Source organism: Nocardia sp. NPDC055321, assembly GCF_053645575.1.
The window spans coordinates 89,786-109,932 of record NZ_JBSHMS010000021.1; the positions used below are offsets into that span (position 1 = coordinate 89,786).

Consider the following 20,147-nt stretch of genomic DNA (forward strand, 5'->3'; position numbering starts at 1 on the left):
TGGTGTTCCAGACTTTCCAGGCAGCGCCGGCCCCACAGCAGCAGCGCAGTTCCGTCGAGCGCGTCCCCTACCCCGGGCACCGGCACCGTCCTTCCACCACACACGTCGTGTCCATGTCCACCCCGGCCGTCAGCCTAGTCCGCGATGCCGACACCCGGCGCTCACCTGCCGTTCGTCTGTGTTCCCGAGGTCGCGGACGGGGGGCAATTGGACACGCCGGGCGGGGGGACGTTAGTCTTGTGCGGTTGCCCGACGCGGGCACTGAACCTCTCAGGTCTCAGAAACGCGTTCGCCAGCGGATCGCTGGCAGGCACGTACCAAGACATTAGATTCCGGACACGCTATCGCAGTGGGTCCTCACATGACATGAAGGAGCTCGCGACTATGGCTGCCGTCTGCGACGTTTGCGCCAAGGGCCCCGGCTTCGGTAAGTCGGTTTCGCACTCGCACCGGCGCACCAACCGTCGCTGGAACCCGAACATCCAGACCGTGCGCGCGCAGGTTGCCCCGGGCAACACCCGCCGCATGAACGTGTGCACCTCCTGCCTCAAGGCCGGCAAGGTCGTGCGCGGCTGATTTCCAGCTTTCGAGAACCCCGGTGTCCGAGTCTTCGGATATCCGGGGTTTTTGTCGTCCCGGGCACCGTGCGATGACCACCCCGGCCTGGCGCGTCATGCCACTCGCCGCCGAACACGTGGACGGTCTGGCCGCGTGCCATATCGCCTGCTGGCGTGAGGCGTACCACGATCTGGTCCCCGCCCACGTGCTGGCCGCCTTCGACGTGCGGCGCCGGGCGGCGCAGTGGGAGCGCACGCGCGTCGAGGACACCGGCCGGACGGTCGTCGCGGTGGTCCCCGGCCCCGACTCCGCCGGCACGGTCATAGGTTTCGCTCGCGGCGGACCCGCCCGAGACGAGTCACCGGCCGCCGCACACGAACTCGCCGCGATGTACGTACGCGCCGAGTGGTACGGGACCGGTGTCTCCAGAGAATTGATGCGCGCGGTGCTGGCCGAGGACGCCGATACCTACCTCTGGGTGTTCGAGGAGAATCCGCGCGCCCTGGCCTTCTACCGCACCTTCGGCTTCCACCTCGACGGCGAGCGCAGGCTCGAAGCCTTCACTCTCGCAACCGAAGTACGAATGGTGCGCCGCGCGAGCCGCTGAGGGCTCAGTTGTGTCCCGTGAAGCAGTCCAGCTGCTGGCTCAGGGACTGGAAGATGCACGCCACCCGCGAGGTCACGCCGGAGGAGGCGGTCGTCGCGCTGTTGGTGTCGAACAGGCTGGCCACCGGCGCGGTGTTGGTGGTGGTCGTGGCCGCGGGAGCCGCGGGCTCCAGCGTCAGCGGCGCGGCGTTGGCCGCGGCCGGGGCGGCCAGAGCCGCACCCGCGACGAGGGTGACGAAAACACCACGGGCGGTCTTGTTCTGCATACGCAAGCTCCTATTGCTATCGAATCCCCGCCGAATCAATGGACCGGCGAATGCCCCTACGGCAGTCGCCAGTCCACCGGCGCGGCACCCAATGTACCGAGCAATTCGTTGGCGCGGGAGAACGGACGAGATCCGAAGAATCCGCGCGAAGCGGACAACGGTGAGGGATGGGCGGATTCGAGATACGGGGTGCTACCCAGCATCGGCTTGAGGGTGGAGGCGTCCCGGCCCCACAGAATCGCCACCAGCGGCTGATCGCGGGCGACGAGCGCGCGAATCGCCTGCTCGGTCACCTTCTCCCAGCCCTTACCGCGATGCGAGGCCGCCTGGCCCGGCTGCACGGTGAGCACTCGGTTCAGCATGAGGACGCCCTGGTCCGACCACGGCGACAGATCGCCGTTGGACGGGGTGGGGAGATCGAGATCCTTGGTGTACTCGGAGAAAATATTGCTCAAACTCCGCGGCACCGGCGAAACATCCGGCGCCACAGAGAAACTCAGCCCCATGGCATGGCCCGGGGTCGGATAGGGATCCTGGCCGACGATCAGCACCCGCACCTTGTCGAACGGCCGCTGGAACGCGCGCAGCACATCGTCCCCCTTGGGGAGATAGCCACGCCCCTCGGCGTTTTCGGTGCGAAGGAATTCGCCCATCGCGGCAATGTTGTCGGCCACCGGTTCGAGGGCCTCCGCCCAACCCGAATCCACGACTTCCGAAAGTGGTTTGTTGCCCATGTCGGGAGAACATATCGTGCCCGGAATCCCGGCGGAATGGCACCCGGCTATGTGAAGGATTCCCAACCGGTGGGTCCGGTTCGCACCGCGCCGTCCACCGTCACGCCCGCCCCGGCGAGCACCCGCCCGACGACCAGCCAGCCGGGCGGCACCGCGGCGGGATCGGCGAACGTCGCGGCGAACGCGTGGTCCTCCCCACCAGCGAGAATCCACTCCAGCGCGTCTCCGCCGAGCGTCTTCGCGATGACGTCGAGCCCCGGATCGCGCAGCGCCTGCGAGTCGAGATCGATTGCCACGCCCGAGGATTGGGCGATGTGCCCGAGGTCGGCGAGCAGCCCGTCCGACACATCGGTCATAGCGGTGATGCCCGCGTCGCCCGCCAGCCCCAGCACGGCGTCGTACGGCGGCTGCGGAACCCTGTGCACGGCAACGGCATCGGCGAGCAGCCCGGCGCCGGCAGCCGCGGTCGCACCCGGATCCGCCGATTCGGCGTCCCCGCCGGCCGACAGCACCGCCAGTCCGGCGCCGGACCAGCCGAGCAGCCCGGCCACGGCGACCACGTTCCCCGGCCGCGCACCCGAGCGCAGAATCGGTTCCCGCGCAACGGGATCCCCGAACGCCGTCACCGAGATCACCAGCAGCGGGCTGCGCACGAAATCGCCGCCCGCGATCGACGCGCCCGCACGCGCGGCCTCGGCCCACATGCCGTCGGCCAGCTCGGTGATGAAGTCGACCGGGGTGTCCGACGGGCAGCCCAGCGACACCACGAACGCGCTCGGGGCCGCGCCCATGGCCACCACATCGGCCGCGTTCTGCGCGATGGCCTTGCGCCCGATGTCACGCGGGCTCGACCAATCGAGCCGGAAGTGCCGGTCCTGCACCAGCATGTCGGTGGTCACCACGTAGCGCCCGGCGGGCGCGGCCAGCACCGCCGCGTCGTCCCCCGGTCCGAGCAGCACACCCGGAGCGTGCACGCGCCCGGCGTTGATCGCCTCGATCAGCGCGAACTCCCCGACGTCGCGCACCGTGCGCCGATCACGGCCCGTCGCCGGGGTCTCCGCGCCCGGAGCGGAGGGCCGCGCGCCGCCGGCGTCTGCGGGCCGATTGCTGCTGGTGGTGATGGGGGTCTCCTCGCGGGTGAGTGGCTGCGGGCGGCGAACGCATCGACGGTACCCTCGGACACGCAATCGACGACCACCAGCCGGGACGCGCTGTGCCCGGCACGGCACGATCGGGGACCGACGACCGGATGAGCAACGACACCAGCGGCACGGAAGCCGAAGGCACCACGCCGGACGCCGCCGCCGATCCGGCCACCCCTGTTCCGGCCACCCCGGCCGAGTCCGAGACCGCCGCGACCGGTGCGGGCGTCTCCGCCGCCGACGCGGGCGATTCAGCCGCGTCCAAGCCCGAATTGGGCAAGCGCGCCACCGAAAAGAGCACGGCCCCGGCCGATACCGGCGATACCACCGAAGCCGAGGCCGAGGCCGACTACGAAACCCGCCGCTCCCCCGCGCTGATCGCGACGGCCGTCGCGCTGCCGGTGGCGCTGGTGGTGGGCGTGCTCGTCGCCGGTGTCATCGCCAACCGCAATCCCGCCCGCGAACCCCTGGCCCTGGGTTCGGTTCCCGCGCCGGGCGCGACGGGCCCGCAGTGCACGGCGCTGCTCCCCGAACTGCCGCCGACCATCGGCGACTACACGACCGCGGACCTGGTCGAGCCCGCGCCGCAGGCCACCAAGGCGTGGCAGCTCCCCGACGGCGGCGAGCCCCTGGTCCTGCGCTGCGGCCTGGACCGCCCCCTGGAGTTCAACCGCGCCTCCCCGCTACAGGTGGTGAACGGCGTGAACTGGTTCGAGGTCCGCGACGAGACCAGCGGCGCCGCCTCCGGCACCTGGTTCGCCGTCGACCGCGGCACCTATATCGCCCTGACGATGCCGAACACAGCGGGACCGACTCCCCTGCAAGAGGTTTCGGACGCGATCACCAGGACCATCCCCCAGCAGCCACTGGACCCGAACCCGCTCCCCAACTGAGCCCGCCGACGACCGGACGCCCAGGGCAGGCCCCGAGGAGGGCGTGCGGATCGCTCGGGGCGAGGTCGAGTGCCACCCGTCGGTGGTTACGCCCGGCATCTCCCGCGCACGAGCATCGAACGCTCGGTGCTCGCCACATCAGGTCGCGTCGCGGCGCCCGGGATCAGACCGCGGGCCCGCGGAGTTTCGCGACGCCCGAGGTGAGGTCGATCGTGAAACCGTCGGTGCCGTCGCCCGGGTTCTCCCGGTGCATGAGCGCGGACTGGCGCTGCTCGAACTCGGCGCGCTTGCCGTTGCTGAAGATGGCGTCGAACTGCTCGAACCCGATCGCGCCCGCGCTGCGCTGCTCGTCGGCGTCGCCGCGCATCCACGGCAGCCCGGTGCGGCCGGTGACCTTGCGGTAGGCCACTTCGGCGAACGCCACCGTGATGATCAGGATGGCCAGGCCGGGGATCGTCATCGCCATGAGCACCCCATCGAGGGTACCCAGCGCGGCCCGGCCCGCCACCCTGCGCGCTACTTCGCACCCCGGACACGACTCGGGCCACCCGCCCAGGGTGGCCCGTCACGGTACGAGAATTCGGCGCCTTGCGAGAATTCGGCGCCTTGCGAGAATTCGGCGCCGTGCGCACCCGTCAGCGCAGTCCGGTGCCCCGGGCCAGCGCGGTCTCGACCAGCGTGCTCACCAGCGTCTGCCGGTCCAGGCCGGTCGCCTCCCACATCTTCGGATACATGGAGATGGCGGTGAACCCGGGCATGGTGTTGATCTCGTTGATGACCGGGCCGTCGGCGGTCACGAAGAAGTCGACCCGCGCCAGCCCCTGGCAGTCCAGTGCCTTGAACGCCGCCACCGCGGTCTCGCGGATCTGCTGCGACACATCGTCGTCCAGCTTGGCGGGCACGTCGAACTCGCACACGTCGTCGAGGTACTTGGTGTCGAAGTCGTAGAACTCGGGGCCCTCGGGGGTTTCCTCGGGCATGCGGATCTCGGCCACCACACTGGCTTCCACCCGGCCGTCCGGGAATTCCAGTACGCCGCACTCGACTTCGCGGCCGACGATCCCCGCCTCCACGATCACCTTCGGATCGTGCAGGCGCGCGGCGGCGATGGCCTCGTCGAGGCGGTCCCAGCTGTCGACCTTGGTGATGCCGATGGAGGACCCGCCGCGCGCGGGCTTGACGAACACCGGCAGGCCCAGGCGCTCGCGGTCGGCGTCCGCCACGGTGGCGACGCCGGGCCGCAGCACCACCTGGGTGCCGATCGGAAGCCCCTCGGCGGCAAGGAGTTTCTTGGTGAACTCCTTGTCCATGCCCGCCGCGCTGGCCAGCACACCCGGGCCGACGTACGGCAGCCCGGCCAGTTCCAGCAGACCCTGCAGGGTGCCGTCCTCGCCGAAAGCGCCGTGCAGCACCGGGAATACCACGTCCACGCTGTCCAGCACCGCGTCCGCGCCGTCGAGCGGAACCAGGCTGCCCGACCGGCTGGGATCCGCGGCCAGGGTCAGGGTGGTGCCCTCGACGCCGACCGAGGGCAGCTCCCGTCCGGCGTCCGCGGTCAGCACCGCGGAGTCCGACCCGCTCAGCACCCAGGTGCCGTCGCGGGTGATGCCGATCGGAACCGCCTCGTACCGTTGCGGATCGAGGCTGCTCAGCACAGTGCGAGCCGACACGCACGAGACGCCGTGCTCATTGCTGCGGCCGCCGAAAACCACCGCCACCCGGATCCTGTTGGTCATGCCCGGAACCCTAGCCGGTCGGCGGTGGCGATCGTGTTACGCGGTCGGCTCGACTCGGACCTGCTTCATTCCGATTTCAAACGGCGCCCGAGCAACTGCCCGACGGCCTCGGACGTGGGCAGTCCCTCGTGGCAGACCTGATGCATCGCGTTGGTCAGCGGCATCTCGACCCCGTGCGCGGCGGCCAGTGCCCGCACCGATGTGCAGGACTTCACACCTTCGGCCACCTGGCCATTGGTCGCGCGCTGCGCGGTCTCCATGCTGCCGCCGCGCCCGAGCGCGAACCCGAAGGACCGGTTGCGCGAGAGCGGTGAGGTGCAGGTCGCGACCAGATCGCCGACCCCGGCCAGCCCCGCCAGGGTGACCGGTTCCGCGCCGACCGCGACGCCCAGCCGGATGATCTCGGCCAGCCCGCGGGTGATGAGACTGGCAATGGAGTTGTCGCCCAATCCCATTCCGGAGGCGATGCCGCAGGCCAGGGCGATGACGTTCTTGCACGCACCGCCGATCTCGCAGCCGACCACGTCGCTGTTGGTGTACGGCCGGAAGTATCCGGTGGCGCTGGCGTGCTGGACGGCCTCGGCGCGCACGGTGTCGGTGCAGGCGACCACCGTGGCGGTGGGCTGGCGCGCGGCGACCTCGTGCGCCAGATTCGGTCCGGACAACACCGCGACCTGGCTCGGGTCCGCGCCGCTGACCTCGGCGATCACCTGGCTCATGCGCAGCAGCGTGCCGGTCTCGATGCCCTTGGCCAGGCTCAGCAGGGTGGCCTCGGCCGGAATGTCGTCGCGCCAGGCCGCGAGATTGATCCGCAGGGTTTGCGAGGGCACCGCCAGCACCACGATGTCGGCCCCGGCCAGCGCCACGCGATGATCGTGGGTGGCCGCGATGGGCGGCAGTTCGACCTCGGGGAGATACCAGGGATTGCGGTGTTCGTCGGCCAGCACCTTGGCCACTTCCGGCCGCCGGGCCCACATCGTGACCTCGGTTCCCGCCTCTGCCAACACCTTCGCGAACGCGGTCCCCCAAGAACCCGCTCCCAGTACTGCTGCCCTCGCCATCTGCCCAATATATGCGGCGCCGCGAACCACCACGCCGAGCGCGCCGCGGCACACCGGCCGATCACGCGAACGCCCGCCAACCGTCGCGACATCGCGGCTCCGCCACGCACACTGAACATCGTGCGCAGCCGTAGCAGACCGGCCTCGGGGACGCGCGCGGAATACCCCGGGCGCCCGGACTCGCTGCACCCGCATGGCCGCGCGCGCGGCCCTCGGATTCGAGTGGGAGGATTCGGACATGCGCCCGTCCGTGCACACGGTGATCGCCGTGAAGAGTCTCGGGCTCGCCAAGAGCCGGCTCGCCGATGGACTGCGCCCGCAGGATCGGCCCCGGCTGGTACTGGCCATGCTGACCGACACGGTGACCGCCGCGATCCGCACGCCCGGGATCGCCTCAGTGACGGTGGTGACGCCGGATCCGGTGGTCACCGAACTGGTGCGCGACCTGGGCGCGCACGCCCACCCCGAACCCGCGCGCGGGCCGGGTGGGCTGAACGCGGCGCTGGCGGCCGGGGCTGCCGCGGTCCGCCGCCGCCACGGCCCGGTCGATCTGCTTGCCCTGCAGGCGGATCTGCCCGCGCTGCGCCCGGGTGAGCTGTCCGGGATGCTGCGCATGGCCGACCGGCCCCGCACGGTGGTGACCGATCACGAGGGCAGCGGCACCGTCGCACTGCTCGCGCGCGGGCGTCACACCGAGCTCGATCCGCTCTTCGGACCGGATTCCGCGCGCAGGCATATCGCCGCCGGCGCGGTGGAACTCCTCGGGGAGTGGCCGGGTTTGCGACAGGACGTGGACACGACCGCCGATCTCGATCGGGCGGCGGCGCTCGGCGTCGGTGCGGCCACCACCGCGCTACTGCGTGAAATCGGCGTGTCTCACGCGTGTCGAGGAGCGGAACAAGTACACCGGGCCCGTTCTTCACTGTGCTGACCGGCCGTGATCTGCGCTGCAATAGACAGTGTCAGAACAGGCCACCACCCGCGACATAAGGAATGATCGTGAGAGTGAGCGATACGGATACCGTCAAGCAACCGCCGCTACTACCCGCGGCGCCGCCCGCGGCCACCCAACCGCCCACCCCGGCGCGATTACCAGCCGACAGGTATGTGAATCGGGAGCTCAGCTGGCTCGATTTCAACGCCCGCGTGCTGGCCCTGGCCGAGGACACCTCGCAGCCGCTGCTGGAACGGGCGAAGTTCCTCGCGATCTTCGCGTCCAACCTGGACGAGTTCTACATGGTGCGCGTCGCCGGCCTCAAGCGCCGGGCCGAGACCGGCCTGTCCGTCCGCTCGGCCGACGGCCTCTCCCCCACCGAACAGCTCGAGATGATCGCCGCGCGCACCCAGGAGATCGCGGCCCGGCACGCCCGCGTGTTCCTCGACCAGGTGCTGCCCGCGCTCACCGCGGAGGGCATCGCCATCATCCGCTGGGCCGATCTCGACGAGGGTGAGCGCCAGCGCCTGTCCCAGCATTTCCAGGATCAGGTCTTCCCGGTGCTGACCCCGCTGGCCGTCGATCCCGCGCACCCCTTCCCCTACATCAGCGGCCTGAGTCTCAATCTCGCCGTGACGGTGAAGGATTCGGTGACCGGCGGCGAGCACTTCGCCCGAGTCAAGGTGCCGGACAACGTGGATCGCTTCGTCCGCGTGCGGCGCTCGCCGTCCGGCCGCGACTCCGGCGCGGGCTCGCCCCTGGCCCCGTTCCTGCCCATGGAGGAGTTGATCGCCGCTCACCTCGATCAGCTGTTCCCGGGAATGGAAGTGGTGGAACACCATTCGTTCCGCATCACCCGCAACGCCGACCTCGAGGTCGAGGAGGACCGCGACGAGGATCTGCTGCAGGCTCTCGAGCGCGAACTCGCCCGCCGCCGCTTCGGATCCCCGGTGCGCCTGGAGGTCTCCGACGACATGACCGAGCACATGCTCGATCTGCTGCTGCGCGAGCTCGACGTCGACCCCGGCGACGTCATCCAGGTCCCGGGTCTGCTGGACCTGTCCTGCCTGTGGCAGGTGTACGGCGTGGACCGGCCCGTGCTCAAGGACGCCCCCTACGTGCCCGCCACCCCGCCGGCGTTCGGCGAACGCGAAACGCCCCGAAACGTTTTCGCCGCCCTGCGCGAGGGCGACGTGCTGGTGCACCACCCGTACGACTCGTTCTCCACCAGCGTGCAGCGCTTCATCGAACAGGCCGCCGCCGACCCGCAGGTGCTCGCCATCAAGCAGACCCTGTACCGCACCTCCGGCGACTCGCCGATCGTCAACGCCCTCATCGACGCCGCCGAGGCCGGGAAACAGGTCGTGGCGCTGGTCGAGATCAAGGCCAGGTTCGACGAGCAGGCCAACATCAAGTGGGCGCGCCAGCTCGAACAGGCGGGCGTGCACGTGGTCTACGGCCTGGTCGGGCTCAAGACGCACTGCAAGACCTGCCTGGTTGTGCGCCGCGAGGGCGCCACCATCCGCCGCTACTGCCACATCGGCACCGGCAACTACAACCCCAAGACCGCGCGCCTGTACGAGGACGTCGGATTGCTCACTGCCGCACCGGAGATCGGCGCGGACCTCACCGACCTGTTCAACTCGCTGACCGGGTACTCCCGAAAAGCCAGCTACCGCAACCTGTTGGTGGCCCCGAGCGGGGTGCGCCAGGGCATCATCGAGCGGATCGAACGTGAGGTCGAACTCGCCGCCGAGGGCAAGGAGGCGCGAATCCGGCTGAAGGCCAATGCCATCGTCGACGAGCAGATCATCGACGCGCTGTACCGGGCCTCGCAGGCGGGTGTGCCGGTGCAGATCGTGGTGCGCGGCATCTGCGGGCTGCGCCCCGGCGTGCCGGGCTTGAGCGAGAACATCGAGGTGCGCTCGATTCTCGGCCGGTACCTGGAACATTCGCGGGTGCTGCACTTCCAGGCGCAGAACGAGTACTGGATCGGCAGCGCCGACATGATGCATCGCAACCTGGACCGGCGCGTGGAAGTGCTGGCGCAGGTGAAGGATCCGCGCCTGTCCGAGCGATTGGGACAGATGTTCGATTCCGCCCTCTACCCCAACACCCGCTGCTGGGTGCTGCGCCCGGACGGCAGCTGGGACGCCCAGCCCGGTGGCGACGTGCCCGGCGAAGAGATTCGCGATCACCAGGAATACCTCATGCGACTGCGCCGTCCGGACCGCCGATGAGCGCGGGCAGACCCGCGCACCCTGCCGACTTCACCGATCCCCGCGTCAAGCCGAACATTCCGGCGGCCGGCGCCGTGCTGTGGCGGCACGGCCCCGGCGGCGACCTGGAGATCGCCATGGTGCATCGGCCCAAGTACGACGACTGGTCGCTGCCCAAGGGCAAGCTGGATCCCGGTGAGACGCCCGTGATCACGGCCGTGCGCGAGGTGACCGAGGAAACGGGCGTACATTGCCGCCTGGGGCGCTATCTGGGCCACGTGACCTATCCGATCCCCGGGCACCGCAAACTCAAGCGGGTGGACTACTGGGCGGCCCAGGCGGTGGACGGGGCGTTCGAGTCCAACTCCGAAGTCGATGTGCTGGTGTGGCATCGGATCCAGGGCCTGATGGACGCGCTGTCCTACCCCATGGACCGCCACATCATCCGCAATTTCCTGCGCCTACCGGCCGATACCCAGACGCTGCTGCTGGTCCGGCACGCCAAGGCGGGCCGGCGCGAGCGCTACACCGGCCCCGACGACGAGCGCCCGCTCGAAAAGGCCGGTCGCGCACAGGCTCAGGCGCTGGCGTCGAATCTGCTCGCCTTCGGCGCCGGCGAAATCTACTCGGCCCCACCGGTGCGCTGTGTCCAAACCGTTACCCCGCTGGCGGAAAAGCTCGGTGTGGACATCGAACTGGAGCCTTTGTTCGGCGACGCGGGCTACGTGACGGCGATCGAGGCGGCCCGTAAACGCGCGCGCAAGCTCGTCGGCGCCGATTCGGTGCCGGTGATCTGCAGTCAGGGCAAGGTGATTCCGGATCTGCTCGGGTGGTGGGCCGACCGGGACGGGATCACCCTGCCCGCGGCCCGTAATCGCAAGGGCAGCGTTTGGGTGCTGTCGGTGCACAAAGATCGACTCGTGGCCGCCGACCACCTCGACCGGGCGCTGACACCGGCCGACATTCAGCAGTAGGACATTTCGCGGCCCGCCGAATTAGCATCAAACCATTGCTGTAATTCACGTTCGGCCGGTCAGAGCCGCATTTTGCTGGCGCCGCAACCCTTTTCCGAACCGAAACGCGGCGCCCTCCACACGGGCGGAGGGCGCCCCCGCGGCGGGATTGGCCGGGTTGGTAAGGGGCGCGGGAACTTCCGGACAGCAAATCGCGCCCCGGCCGGATCGGCCGGGGCGCGACTGCATTTGTTGACCTCCCCATGCGAAACGGCCCGGCGGAGCCGGGCCGTCTCACAGGGTGTTCTGGCGCCGAAAACCCGTCAGTGACGGGCGGTTCGACCCGTCAGCGACGGGCGGTGCGCTTGGCGGCGGTCTTCTTGGCCGGCGCCTTCTTTGCGGCGGTCGTCTTCTTGGCAGCCGTGGTCTTCTTCGCCGCGGTGGCCTTGACGACGGTCTTCTTGGCCGCGGTCTTCTTGGCGGTGGTCTTGGCCGGCGCCTTCTTGGCGGCGACCGTCTTCTTCGCGACTGCCTTCTTGACGGCGGCCTTCTTGGCGGGGGCCTTGGTGGCGGCCTTCTTCGCCGTGGTCTTGGCCGGCGCCTTGGTGGCGGCCTTCTTGGCCGTCTTCTTGGCCGTGGTCTTCTTCGCACCCGGCTTGCCCGACACCGGAGCAGCCACACCGCGTTTCACGGCCGGGCCGCTCGAGGCGATCTTCTGCTTACCCGCAATGATCGCCTTGAACTGAGCGCCGGGACGGAAAGCGGGCACCGAAGTCGGCTTCACCTTGACGGTTTCGCCGGTGCGCGGGTTACGGGCGACACGAGCGGCGCGCTTGCGCTGTTCGAAGACGCCGAACCCGGTGATGGTGACGCTCTGACCTTTGTTCACAGCGCGCACGATGGTGTCGACCATCTGCTCAACCGCAGCGGTTGCCGTGCGCCTGTCAGTACCCAACTTCTCGGTCAGAACATCGATCAGTTCCGCCTTGTTCATTGAATCCTCCGCAGACTAATGGCCCGTCGTCGGACCGACTAGGTACCACGGTAAACCTTCTTTGGGCAAGAGTCTATCTGCCACACCCATTTTGATGAGACACCGCACACGCCCAGCAACCGCGTTAGGGGGCGTTCAGCTAACGCCCCCCAATGATTACGTCTGCGAAATACGAGCCGGAATGGTGGCGGGTTTCCAACTCGGCCTTGCGTTTTCGAAGGCGTCGATGTCGTCGCACCGGCGCAGTGTGAGGCCGATGTCGTCCAGCCCTTCCAGCAGACGCCACCGGGTGTAGTCGTCAATATCGAACGGCAACACAACGGTTCCGGCGGCGACAGTGCGTGTCTCGAGGTCCACCGTCAATTCCAAACCGGGCTGTTCCTCGATGAGTTTCCAGAGCAATTCCACATCGCTCTGGGCCATCCGGGCGGTCAGCAGACCGTCCTTACCGGCGTTGCCCCGGAAGATGTCGGCGAAGCGCGAGGAGATCACGACCCGGAAGCCGTAGTCCTTGAGCGCCCAAACGGCGTGCTCGCGTGAGGAACCGGTACCGAAATCCGGACCCGCCACCAGCACGGTGGCGCGGTTGTAGGGCTCGGTGTTGAGAATGAAGTTCGGATCCGTGCGCCAGCCCGCGAACAAGCCGTCCTCGAAACCCGTTCGGGTAACGCGCTTCAGATAGACAGCCGGGATGATCTGGTCGGTGTCGACGTTGGACCGGCGCAGCGGAACGCCGATCCCCTTGTGGACCTTGAAGGCTTCCATCGTGTTCTCCTGAGTCTGTGTGAGTTGCCCGGCGCCGGCGGGCCGTCGGGCCCGCAGGGGATCGATCAGCTGGAATCAGTTGAGATCCGCAGGTGAGGACAGGGTTCCGCGCACCGCGGTGGCCGCGGCGACCAGCGGCGAGACCAGGTGGGTGCGCCCGCCCTTGCCCTGTCGCCCTTCGAAGTTGCGGTTCGAGGTGGAGGCACAACGCTGACCGGGCGAAAGCTGATCGGGATTCATGCCGAGGCACATCGAGCAGCCCGCCTGGCGCCATTCGGCGCCCGCGGCGGTGAAAATCTCGCCCAGACCCTCCTTTTCCGCCTGCAGGCGGACCCGCATCGAGCCCGGCACGATCAGCATCCGCACGCCGTCTGCGACCTTGCGGCCGTCCAGAACGCCTGCCACCGCACGCAGATCCTCGATCCGGCCGTTGGTGCAGGAACCGACGAAAACGGTGTCGACGGTGACATCTCGCAGCGGGGTGCCCGGCTCGAGACCCATGTACTGCAGCGCCTTCTCCGCGGCCGCGCGCTCGTTCTCGTCGTGGATCTGCTCCGGATCCGGAATCGAAGCGCCCAGGGGCAGGCCCTGTCCGGGGTTGGTGCCCCAGGTGACGAAGGGGGTCAGCGCGGTGGCGTCGATGGTCACCTCGGCGTCGAAGACCGCGTCCGGGTCGCCGTTGAGCTCGTCCCACGCCGCCACGGCGGCATCCCAGTCCGCGCCCTCGGGCGCGTGCGGGCGGCCCTTCAGGAATTCGTAGGTGATGGCGTCCGGGCCGACCATTCCGGCGCGCGCCCCGGCCTCGATCGACATGTTGCACATGGTCATCCGGGCCTCCATGGACATGGCCCGCACGGCCTCGCCCCGGTACTCGAGCACGTAGCCCTGGCCGCCGCCGGTGCCGATCTCGGCGATGACGGCCAGGATCACGTCCTTCGACGTCACGCCCTCGGGCAGCGCGCCCTCGATATTGATGGCCATGGTCTTGAACGGGCGCAGCGACAAAGTCTGCGTCGCCAGCACGTGTTCCACCTCGCTGGTGCCGATACCCATTGCGAGGGCGCCGAATGCGCCGTGGGTGGAGGTGTGCGAGTCGCCGCACACCACCGTGGTGCCGGGCTGGGTCAGACCCAGCTGCGGGCCCACGACGTGCACGATGCCCTGGTCCAGATCGCCCATGGGGTGCAGGCGGATACCGAATTCCGCGCAGTTCTTGCGCAGGGTCTCGACCTGCAGGCGCGAGACCGGATCGGCGATCGGCTGATCGATGTCGATCGTCGGGACGTTGTGGTCCTCGGTCGCGATGGTGAGATCGGGGCGGCGCACCGGGCGCCCGGCCGCGCGCAGGCCGTCGAAGGCCTGGGGGCTGGTGACCTCGTGCACGAGGTGCAGATCGATGTAGATGAGATCGGGTTCGCGGTTCGCGCCCTCACCTTCGCCTTTCACGACGACGTGCTGGTCCCAGACCTTCTCCGCCAGAGTGCGTGGCCGACCGGCCATAACTGCATCACCTCTCGATAGGACATAACCCACGCCCGGGCTGGTGACGCGGGGAACGCGCCGCGCGGGCCGGTGAGCCCTGATGCCGGAGATGCCCATATGCGTTCGCACGCTGCGATCGCGATTTGGCATTCCCAACATGCGAGACGCTAATATCGTTCTATGAGACAGCATAGCGGTATCGGTGTTCTGGACAAAGCCATGGCGGTCCTGCACGCCGTCGCCGAGCAACCCTGCGGCCTCAACGAGCTCTGCGCCCGCACCGGCCTGCCCCGCGCCACCGCGCATCGCCTGGCCGTGGGCCTGGAGACGCATCGCATGCTGGCCCGCGACAGCCAGGGACTGTGGCGTCCGGGCCCGGCGCTGTCGGAGCTGGCTACCACCGCCAGCGACCCGCTGCTCGACGCCGCCGCGGGCATCCTGCCGCGCCTGCGCGAGATCACCGGCGAGAGCGTGCAGCTGTATCGGCGCGACGGCAACGCCCGGGTGTGCGTGGCCTCGATGGAACCGGCCTCCGGACTGCGCGACACCGTACCGGTCGGCGCGCGCATGCCCATGACCGCGGGCTCGGCCGCCAAGGTGCTGCTGGCCTGGGCGGATCCCGAACTCCAGCGGACGGTGCTGCCGGAGGCGGTGTTCGGCGAGCGCGCGCTGGCCGAGGTGCGCCGCCGGGGCTGGGCGCAGAGCGCCGCCGAGCGCGCGGCGGGCGTGGCCAGCGTCTCGGCGCCGGTGCGCGACACCGGCGGCGCGGTCATCGCGGCCGTCTCGGTCTCCGGGCCGATCGACCGCATGGGCCGCCGCCCCGGCGCCCGCTGGGCCGCCGATCTCGTGGCCGCCGCCGACGCACTGCACAAACGCCTCTGACGGGCCCGCACAGCGATTTCGACGCCCCCGCCGGGAATCCGGTGGGGGCGTCGGCGTTTTCGGGGCGCACAGCGGCGGTGAGCGGATTCCGGGCGCCCGCGCCGGCCGGCGGACCGCGACGGGCGGCGTCCGGCGGGCGCTGTGACCCGCCTCATACGGCGTAAATTACAGTCGGCCCATGGGAGTTAATCAACGCGCTCAGATCACGATGTCCGACCTGGAGATCGCGGAATTCCTGCAGCGCAGCCGAATCGCCAACCTCGCCACCCTCGGTCCCGCGGGCACCCCGCATCTGACTGCCATGTGGTACGGGCTGATCAACGGCGAGATCTGGTTCGAGACCAAGGCCAAATCGCAGAAGGCGGTGAATCTGCGCCGCGATCCGCGGGTGACGATCCTGGTGGAGGCCGGCGATACCTACGACCAGTTGCGCGGGGTCTCCATCGAGGGACGCGCGGAGATCATCGACGATGCCGATGCCCTGTTCCAGGTCGGTATCAGCGTGTGGGAGCGGTACACCGGCCCCTACAGCGAGGAGATGAAGCCGTTCGTCGAGCAGATGCTGAACAAGCGCATCGCGATTCGCATCGTCCCCGGACGCGTGCGCAGCTGGGACCACCGCAAACTCGGTATGCCCGCGATGCCGTTCGGCGGCAGCACCGCCGGCACACCGGCCTGAGAATCCGCGCCGGGGCCATAACCCCGGCGCGCTGGTAAACCGGAAAAGCGAAGGCCCCCGGTCGTATCGACCGGGGGCCTTCGCGTGGTAGTCCCGACGGGATTTGAACCCGCGCTACCGCCTTGAGAGGGCGGCGTCCTAGGCCGCTAGACGACGGGACCAGGATTGTTGGCGATTTCCCTGGTGGCTGAACCACCGAATCTCCAACTGTTTCGAGAGCCCGAGGGCTCTCTCAGCTGGGGTACCAGGACTCGAACCTAGAATGGCTGAACCAGAATCAGCTGTGTTGCCAATTACACCATACCCCATTGACCTGGGCATTCGGCCTGTCCCTTGTGGGGACTTCCCAGCCGCTTTCCGAGCCGAGAAGAGATTAGCAGGCCGATGCCGGTGTTATACAAATCGGCTGGTCAGAGGCCGGTTTTGTACGCTTTCGGACGAGGCGTCAGCGCGCGGACGCCGCCGTCAGGGCCGCCCGGAGGCGATCCATGGCGGTATCGCGGGCGAGCAGTTCGAGCGACTCGTACAGCGGCGGGCTGATGTGCGAACCGGTGACGGCCACGCGCACCGGACCGAACGCCTTGCGCGGCTTGAGACCCAGCTCGTCGATGAGCGCGACTTTGAGCGCCTCCTCGATCTCGGCCGCGCTCCAGGCCGCGACTCCGTCGAGCGCGGTAATGGTGGCCTCCAATACCGGAACCGCGTCCGCACCCAGATTCTTTTGCGCCGCCGCCTCGTCCACGGCGAACTCCTCGGCGGGCACGAACAGGAACTTCAATAGATCCCATGCATCACCGAGAACGGCGATGCGCGTCTGCACCAAATCGGCCGCGACGGCGAACAGCTTCTCGTCGATCTCCGCGCCGATATGCCCGTGCAGGGTGAGGTACTCCCGCAGCCGGTGAGCGAAATCACCGGACTCCAGCAACCGAATATGTGCGGCGTTCAGGGCGTCGGCCTTCTTCTGGTCGAAACGCGCCGGATTCGAATTCACGGACGAAATATCGAACGCCGCGACCATCTCCGCCATGGAGAACAGGTCATGATCATCGGCGATGCTCCAGCCGAGCAGCGCCAGATAATTCAGCAAACCCTCGGGAATGAAGCCCCGGTCCCGATGCAGGAAGAGATTGGACTCCGGATCCCGCTTGGACAACTTCTTGTTGCCCTGGCCCATGACGAACGGCAGATGCCCGAACTCCGGGGTGTGCTCGGCGACGCCGATTCGGCGCATGGCCGCGTAAAGGGCGAGCTGGCGCGGAGTGGAGGAGAGCAGATCCTCGCCGCGCAATACGTGGGTGATCTTCATCAGCGCGTCGTCGACGGGATTGACCAGCGTATAGAGCGGATCGCCATTACCGCGGGTGAGCGCGAAGTCCGGTACGACGCCCGCGCGGAAGGTGGTCTCCCCGCGCACCAGATCGACCCAGGACAGATCCTCGTCGGGCATCCGGAGGCGGATGACCGCCGGGCGCCCCTCGGCCTTGTAGGCGGCGATCTGCTCGGGCGTCAGATCGCGATCGAAGTTGTCGTAGCCCAGTTTGGGGTCGCGGCCGGCGGCCTTGTGCCTGGCTTCGACTTCCTCAGGGGTGGAGAAGGATTCATAGGCCTCCCCCGCCGCCAATAGCTTGGCCACCACGTCGAGATGAAGGTCACGGCGCTGGGACTGCCGGTAGGGGCCGTAGGGGCCGCCGACCTCCGGGCCCTCGTCCCAGGTCAGCCCGAGCCAGCGCAGCGCGTCCAGAATCGCCCGGTACGACTCCTCGGAATCGCGTGCGGCGTCGGTGTCTTCGATGCGGAAGACGAATTTCCCGCCGTGGTGGCGCGCGTAGGCCCAGTTGAACAGGGCGGTCCGCACCAGCCCGACATGCGGTGTGCCGGTGGGTGAGGGGCAGAATCGGACCCGGACGTCTGTCATGTCTCTCTCTCGATCAGCGCTTGGCGGCAACGGGATTGGTGAGGGTGCCGATGCCCTGGACGGTCACCGATACGTTCTGACCGGCCCGGACCGGGCCGACGCCCTCGGGGGTGCCGGTGAGGATGACGTCGCCGGGCAGCAGCGTCATCACGGTGGTGACCCATTCGATCAGTTTCGGAATATCGTGCAGCAGAAGTGAAGTGCGACTGCGCTGCTTGACCTCGCCGTCGAGCTCGGTGCTGATCTCCAGATCCGAAGGGTCCAGGGCGGTCTCGATCCACGGCCCGAGCGGGCAGAACGTGTCGTACCCCTTGGCGCGGGTCCACTGGCCGTCGATCTTCTGCTGGTCCCGGGCGGTGACGTCGTTGGCGACGGTGTAGCCCAGGATGACCTCGTGCGCCCGGGCGGCGGGCACGTCCTTGCAGGGCCGGCCGATGACGATGGCGAGCTCGCCCTCGTAGTCCACCTGAGAGGAGCTGGGCGGCAACACAATCGGCACGTTGGGGCCGATGATGGAGGTGTTGGGCTTCATGAAGATGACCGGCTCGGCGGGGGCCGGGCCGCCCATTTCCGCAGCGTGAGCGGCGTAGTTCTTACCGATGCAGATCACTTTGCTGGCGAGGATCGGCGCGAGCAGCCGCACGTCCGCCAGCGGCCAGCTGCGGCCGGTGAACGTCGGCGTGCCGAACGGGTGTTCGGCGATCTCACGGACGACGGCGTCACCGCCGTCTCCTTCCACGCTGACGAAAGCGACACCATCTGGGCTGGCAACTCGACCTAGGCGCATGAACCGCATCCTATCGACCGGTCGCCACCTGCCCGAACGCGCCCGACCACGGGGCGCGGCGGAGGCCGGCGGCCGCGGCGCGCGGGCGGTCCGGACCGGCCGGTGACGCGCGCGGCATCCACCGGATGCCGGGGTCGCCCGAAATGTGGAAATGACTTGCACGCAAGACAACTCACCCCCGGGAGCGGGTCCGCATCGGGCCTCCCGAAGGTGTGAGCAAACAGACAGCGTGCCCCGGAAGCACTCGGGTGCATCAGGTGTACCGTGAGGCACAATGTTCAAGGAATAAGATATCAGTTCCACATAGTGAGATTGAAGGTGAGGGCCATGGCCACCGTGACACAGCTGAGTTCGGCCAAACGGTGGAGCATGCTGGCCCTCGGCGTCTTCGCGCAGAGCTCCAGCGCGGTGTTCGTACACGGCACGCCGTTCCTGCTGCCCGCGCTGACCGGGCGCGGGATGTCCCTGGCGACCGCGGGCCTGCTGGTGTCCATGCCGACCGTGGGCCTGGTCTGCACGCTGATCGCCTGGGGCTACGTGGTGGACCGCATCGGCGAGCACAAGGTGCTGGTCGCCGGTCCCGCGCTGATGCTGGTCGCGGGCGTGGCCGCGGCGACCGTGACCAACTATGTGGCACTGGGCATTCTGCTGTTCCTGGGCGGAATGGGCGCGGCCAGCACGAACGGCGCGAGCGGACGGGTCATCGTGGGCTGGTTCCCGCCCGACAAACGTGGATTGGCCATGGGTATCCGGCAGACAGCCCAGCCCCTGGGCGTGGGCATCGGCGCGCTGAGCATTCCCGCCGTCGCTGCGGCGCACGGGTTCTCGACCGCGATCCTGGTGCCCGCGGTCATGGCCGGGCTGGCGGCGGTGGCCTGCCTGTTCGGCATCATCGACCCGCCGCGCCCCGAATCCACCAGCGAGACAGGCCGTCCCGCCAACCCCTACCGAGGCGACTCCACGCTGTGGCGCATCCATCTGGTCTCGATCCTGCTGGCCATTCCGCAGGGCACGCTGTGGACTTTCGCACTGTTGTGGCTGCATCGTGACGTGGGCTGGTCGCTGGCGGCGGCGGGCGTGCTGGTGACGGTCACCCAGGTGCTGGGCGCGGGCGGGCGCATCGGCGCGGGTATGTGGTCCGACCGGGTCGCCAGCCGGCTGGGGCCGCTGCGCACCATCGCCGTCGCGGCCGCAATCTCCATGGCCGCCTTGGCCTTCGCGGCCTCGCTGCACTGGTGGTGGCTGGCGATTCCGGTGCTGATCGTGGCCTCGGTCATCACCGTGACCGACAACGGCCTGGCCTTCACCGCGGTGGCCGAGATCGCCGGCCCGTACTGGTCGGGTCGCGGGCTCGGCATCCAGAACACCGGGCAGAATCTGGTCATGGCGGCGCTGGCGCCCGCCTTCGGCGCGCTGATCACCGTCGCCGGATTCCCCGTCACCTATGCGCTGACGGCCGTGATCGCCGTGGCCGCAGTCCCATTGGTGCCGCGCGTGGCGCGCTGAGCGAGGGGTTTCCGGACCCCGAACGACAGCTT

Annotated in this window: 20 protein-coding genes and 2 tRNA genes; 9 read left to right on the plus strand and 13 right to left on the minus strand. The window is 68.8% G+C overall.

The genetic code is table 11. The annotated features are described in order from the left end of the window. Positions 1-384: 384 nt before the first annotated feature. Entirely contained in the window at positions 385-576 is a 192-nt protein-coding gene (gene rpmB / locus ACWIGI_RS30280; RefSeq protein WP_011210730.1) for a 50S ribosomal protein L28, read from the plus strand. Positions 577-649: 73 nt separating this feature from the next. Continuing rightward, entirely contained in the window at positions 650-1,165 is a 516-nt protein-coding gene (locus tag ACWIGI_RS30285) for an N-acetyltransferase family protein (RefSeq protein WP_454206060.1), read from the plus strand. A 4-nt stretch (positions 1,166-1,169) separates the two neighbouring features. Here ACWIGI_RS30285 and ACWIGI_RS30290 read toward each other — a convergent pair whose 3' ends face one another. The 3 genes from ACWIGI_RS30290 to ACWIGI_RS30300 are packed head-to-tail and all read right to left on the minus strand — an operon-like array spanning position 1,170 to position 3,351. Next, positions 1,170-1,430: a hypothetical protein gene (locus ACWIGI_RS30290; RefSeq protein WP_454206062.1), complete on the minus strand. Its 261-nt coding sequence runs from the start codon at positions 1,428-1,430 to the stop codon at positions 1,170-1,172. 56 nt (positions 1,431-1,486) lie between these two features. After that, positions 1,487-2,164 carry a uracil-DNA glycosylase gene (locus tag ACWIGI_RS30295; RefSeq protein ID WP_454206063.1) on the minus strand — a complete coding sequence of 226 codons (678 nt, stop codon included), beginning with the start codon at positions 2,162-2,164 and terminating at the stop codon, positions 1,487-1,489. Between the two features lie 47 nt (positions 2,165-2,211). Beyond that, positions 2,212-3,351, minus strand: coding sequence for a thiamine-phosphate kinase (locus tag ACWIGI_RS30300; protein WP_454206064.1), 1,140 nt, complete (start codon positions 3,349-3,351; stop codon positions 2,212-2,214). Between the two features lie 227 nt (positions 3,352-3,578). On the opposite strand from ACWIGI_RS30300, the gene ACWIGI_RS30305 reads away from it, so the two are divergent. After that, entirely contained in the window at positions 3,579-4,199 is a 621-nt protein-coding gene (locus ACWIGI_RS30305) for a DUF3515 domain-containing protein (RefSeq protein ID WP_454206122.1), read from the plus strand. Between the two features lie 163 nt (positions 4,200-4,362). Here the strand turns inward: ACWIGI_RS30305 and ACWIGI_RS30310 are convergent, their stop codons facing one another. From ACWIGI_RS30310 to ACWIGI_RS30320, 3 genes are all read right to left on the minus strand, one after another. After that, a complete protein-coding gene (locus tag ACWIGI_RS30310) occupies positions 4,363-4,707 on the minus strand; it encodes a DUF6191 domain-containing protein (protein ID WP_454206065.1) in 345 nt (114 codons plus the stop codon). 127 nt (positions 4,708-4,834) lie between these two features. Next, the gene (locus tag ACWIGI_RS30315) at positions 4,835-5,935 is read right to left on the minus strand and encodes a D-alanine--D-alanine ligase family protein (RefSeq protein WP_454206067.1); all 1,101 of its coding nucleotides are present in this window, start codon (positions 5,933-5,935) and stop codon (positions 4,835-4,837) included. Positions 5,936-6,000: 65 nt separating this feature from the next. Continuing rightward, positions 6,001-6,996: an NAD(P)H-dependent glycerol-3-phosphate dehydrogenase gene (locus tag ACWIGI_RS30320; RefSeq protein ID WP_454206068.1), complete on the minus strand. Its 996-nt coding sequence runs from the start codon at positions 6,994-6,996 to the stop codon at positions 6,001-6,003. Positions 6,997-7,234: 238 nt separating this feature from the next. Here ACWIGI_RS30320 and cofC point away from each other — a divergent pair, with 238 nt between their 5' ends. The 3 genes from cofC (at position 7,235) to ACWIGI_RS30335 (ending at position 11,123) form a co-directional block, all read left to right on the plus strand. Then, positions 7,235-7,927 (plus strand): 2-phospho-L-lactate guanylyltransferase, encoded by a 693-nt coding sequence (cofC, locus tag ACWIGI_RS30325; RefSeq protein ID WP_454206070.1) that lies wholly within the window; start codon positions 7,235-7,237, stop codon positions 7,925-7,927. A 62-nt stretch (positions 7,928-7,989) separates the two neighbouring features. Further along, complete coding sequence (locus ACWIGI_RS30330) at positions 7,990-10,170, plus strand: RNA degradosome polyphosphate kinase (RefSeq protein WP_454206071.1); 2,181 nt, start codon at positions 7,990-7,992, stop codon at positions 10,168-10,170. Beyond that, positions 10,167-11,123, plus strand: a complete 957-nt coding sequence (locus tag ACWIGI_RS30335) for an NUDIX hydrolase (RefSeq protein WP_454206072.1) — start codon at positions 10,167-10,169, stop codon at positions 11,121-11,123. Before ACWIGI_RS30330 ends, ACWIGI_RS30335 begins: the two co-directional genes overlap by 4 nt. A 325-nt stretch (positions 11,124-11,448) precedes the next feature. Here ACWIGI_RS30335 and ACWIGI_RS30340 read toward each other — a convergent pair whose 3' ends face one another. From ACWIGI_RS30340 to leuC, 3 genes are all read right to left on the minus strand, one after another. Continuing rightward, on the minus strand, positions 11,449-12,096 hold the full coding sequence (locus ACWIGI_RS30340) for an HU family DNA-binding protein (RefSeq protein ID WP_454206073.1): 648 nt from the start codon (positions 12,094-12,096) through the stop codon (positions 11,449-11,451). Positions 12,097-12,252: 156 nt separating this feature from the next. Further along, positions 12,253-12,861, minus strand: coding sequence for a 3-isopropylmalate dehydratase small subunit (gene leuD / locus ACWIGI_RS30345; RefSeq protein WP_454206075.1), 609 nt, complete (start codon positions 12,859-12,861; stop codon positions 12,253-12,255). A 75-nt stretch (positions 12,862-12,936) separates the two neighbouring features. Continuing rightward, on the minus strand, positions 12,937-14,361 hold the full coding sequence (gene leuC / locus ACWIGI_RS30350; RefSeq protein ID WP_454206076.1) for a 3-isopropylmalate dehydratase large subunit: 1,425 nt from the start codon (positions 14,359-14,361) through the stop codon (positions 12,937-12,939). 162 nt (positions 14,362-14,523) lie between these two features. Here leuC and ACWIGI_RS30355 point away from each other — a divergent pair, with 162 nt between their 5' ends. Together ACWIGI_RS30355 and ACWIGI_RS30360 are read left to right on the plus strand one after the other, a co-directional pair. Next, complete coding sequence (locus ACWIGI_RS30355) at positions 14,524-15,225, plus strand: IclR family transcriptional regulator (protein WP_354990302.1); 702 nt, start codon at positions 14,524-14,526, stop codon at positions 15,223-15,225. A gap of 178 nt (positions 15,226-15,403) precedes the next feature. Then, positions 15,404-15,904 carry a PPOX class F420-dependent oxidoreductase gene (locus ACWIGI_RS30360; RefSeq protein ID WP_454206078.1) on the plus strand — a complete coding sequence of 167 codons (501 nt, stop codon included), beginning with the start codon at positions 15,404-15,406 and terminating at the stop codon, positions 15,902-15,904. 85 nt (positions 15,905-15,989) lie between these two features. Here ACWIGI_RS30360 and ACWIGI_RS30365 read toward each other — a convergent pair. From ACWIGI_RS30365 to ACWIGI_RS30380, 4 genes are all read right to left on the minus strand, one after another. Continuing rightward, positions 15,990-16,065 (minus strand) — tRNA-Glu (locus tag ACWIGI_RS30365). 75 nt (positions 16,066-16,140) lie between these two features. Beyond that, positions 16,141-16,212, minus strand: a tRNA-Gln gene (locus ACWIGI_RS30370). 137 nt (positions 16,213-16,349) lie between these two features. Further along, positions 16,350-17,822 carry a glutamate--tRNA ligase gene (gene gltX, locus ACWIGI_RS30375; RefSeq protein ID WP_454206080.1) on the minus strand — a complete coding sequence of 491 codons (1,473 nt, stop codon included), beginning with the start codon at positions 17,820-17,822 and terminating at the stop codon, positions 16,350-16,352. A gap of 13 nt (positions 17,823-17,835) precedes the next feature. Continuing rightward, positions 17,836-18,609 (minus strand): fumarylacetoacetate hydrolase family protein, encoded by a 774-nt coding sequence (locus tag ACWIGI_RS30380; protein WP_454206082.1) that lies wholly within the window; start codon positions 18,607-18,609, stop codon positions 17,836-17,838. A gap of 327 nt (positions 18,610-18,936) precedes the next feature. Between ACWIGI_RS30380 and ACWIGI_RS30385 the strand changes: the two genes are divergently transcribed. After that, complete coding sequence (locus ACWIGI_RS30385) at positions 18,937-20,115, plus strand: MFS transporter (protein WP_454206084.1); 1,179 nt, start codon at positions 18,937-18,939, stop codon at positions 20,113-20,115. Positions 20,116-20,147: the final 32 nt, after the last annotated feature.

What these genes read in the sequence shown, in the direction of transcription:
- cofC (WP_454206070.1), top strand. Translation starts at nt 7,235, where the DNA reads ATGCGCCCGTCCGTGCACACGGTGATCGCCGTGAAGAGTCTCGGGCTC.
- ACWIGI_RS30335 (WP_454206072.1), top strand. Translation starts at nt 10,167, where the DNA reads ATGAGCGCGGGCAGACCCGCGCACCCTGCCGACTTCACCGATCCCCGC.
- ACWIGI_RS30385 (WP_454206084.1), top strand. Translation starts at nt 18,937, where the DNA reads ATGGCCACCGTGACACAGCTGAGTTCGGCCAAACGGTGGAGCATGCTG.
- ACWIGI_RS30320 (WP_454206068.1), bottom strand. Translation starts at nt 6,996, where the DNA reads ATGGCGAGGGCAGCAGTACTGGGAGCGGGTTCTTGGGGGACCGCGTTC.
- ACWIGI_RS30315 (WP_454206067.1), bottom strand. Translation starts at nt 5,935, where the DNA reads ATGACCAACAGGATCCGGGTGGCGGTGGTTTTCGGCGGCCGCAGCAAT.
- ACWIGI_RS30360 (WP_454206078.1), top strand. Translation starts at nt 15,404, where the DNA reads ATGGGAGTTAATCAACGCGCTCAGATCACGATGTCCGACCTGGAGATC.
- ACWIGI_RS30340 (WP_454206073.1), bottom strand. Translation starts at nt 12,096, where the DNA reads ATGAACAAGGCGGAACTGATCGATGTTCTGACCGAGAAGTTGGGTACT.
- ACWIGI_RS30380 (WP_454206082.1), bottom strand. Translation starts at nt 18,609, where the DNA reads ATGCGCCTAGGTCGAGTTGCCAGCCCAGATGGTGTCGCTTTCGTCAGC.
- rpmB (WP_011210730.1), top strand. Translation starts at nt 385, where the DNA reads ATGGCTGCCGTCTGCGACGTTTGCGCCAAGGGCCCCGGCTTCGGTAAG.
- ACWIGI_RS30295 (WP_454206063.1), bottom strand. Translation starts at nt 2,164, where the DNA reads ATGGGCAACAAACCACTTTCGGAAGTCGTGGATTCGGGTTGGGCGGAG.
- ACWIGI_RS30355 (WP_354990302.1), top strand. Translation starts at nt 14,524, where the DNA reads ATGAGACAGCATAGCGGTATCGGTGTTCTGGACAAAGCCATGGCGGTC.
- ACWIGI_RS30290 (WP_454206062.1), bottom strand. Translation starts at nt 1,430, where the DNA reads ATGCAGAACAAGACCGCCCGTGGTGTTTTCGTCACCCTCGTCGCGGGT.
- ACWIGI_RS30285 (WP_454206060.1), top strand. Translation starts at nt 650, where the DNA reads ATGACCACCCCGGCCTGGCGCGTCATGCCACTCGCCGCCGAACACGTG.
- leuD (WP_454206075.1), bottom strand. Translation starts at nt 12,861, where the DNA reads ATGGAAGCCTTCAAGGTCCACAAGGGGATCGGCGTTCCGCTGCGCCGG.
- leuC (WP_454206076.1), bottom strand. Translation starts at nt 14,361, where the DNA reads ATGGCCGGTCGGCCACGCACTCTGGCGGAGAAGGTCTGGGACCAGCAC.
- gltX (WP_454206080.1), bottom strand. Translation starts at nt 17,822, where the DNA reads ATGACAGACGTCCGGGTCCGATTCTGCCCCTCACCCACCGGCACACCG.
- ACWIGI_RS30330 (WP_454206071.1), top strand. Translation starts at nt 7,990, where the DNA reads ATGATCGTGAGAGTGAGCGATACGGATACCGTCAAGCAACCGCCGCTA.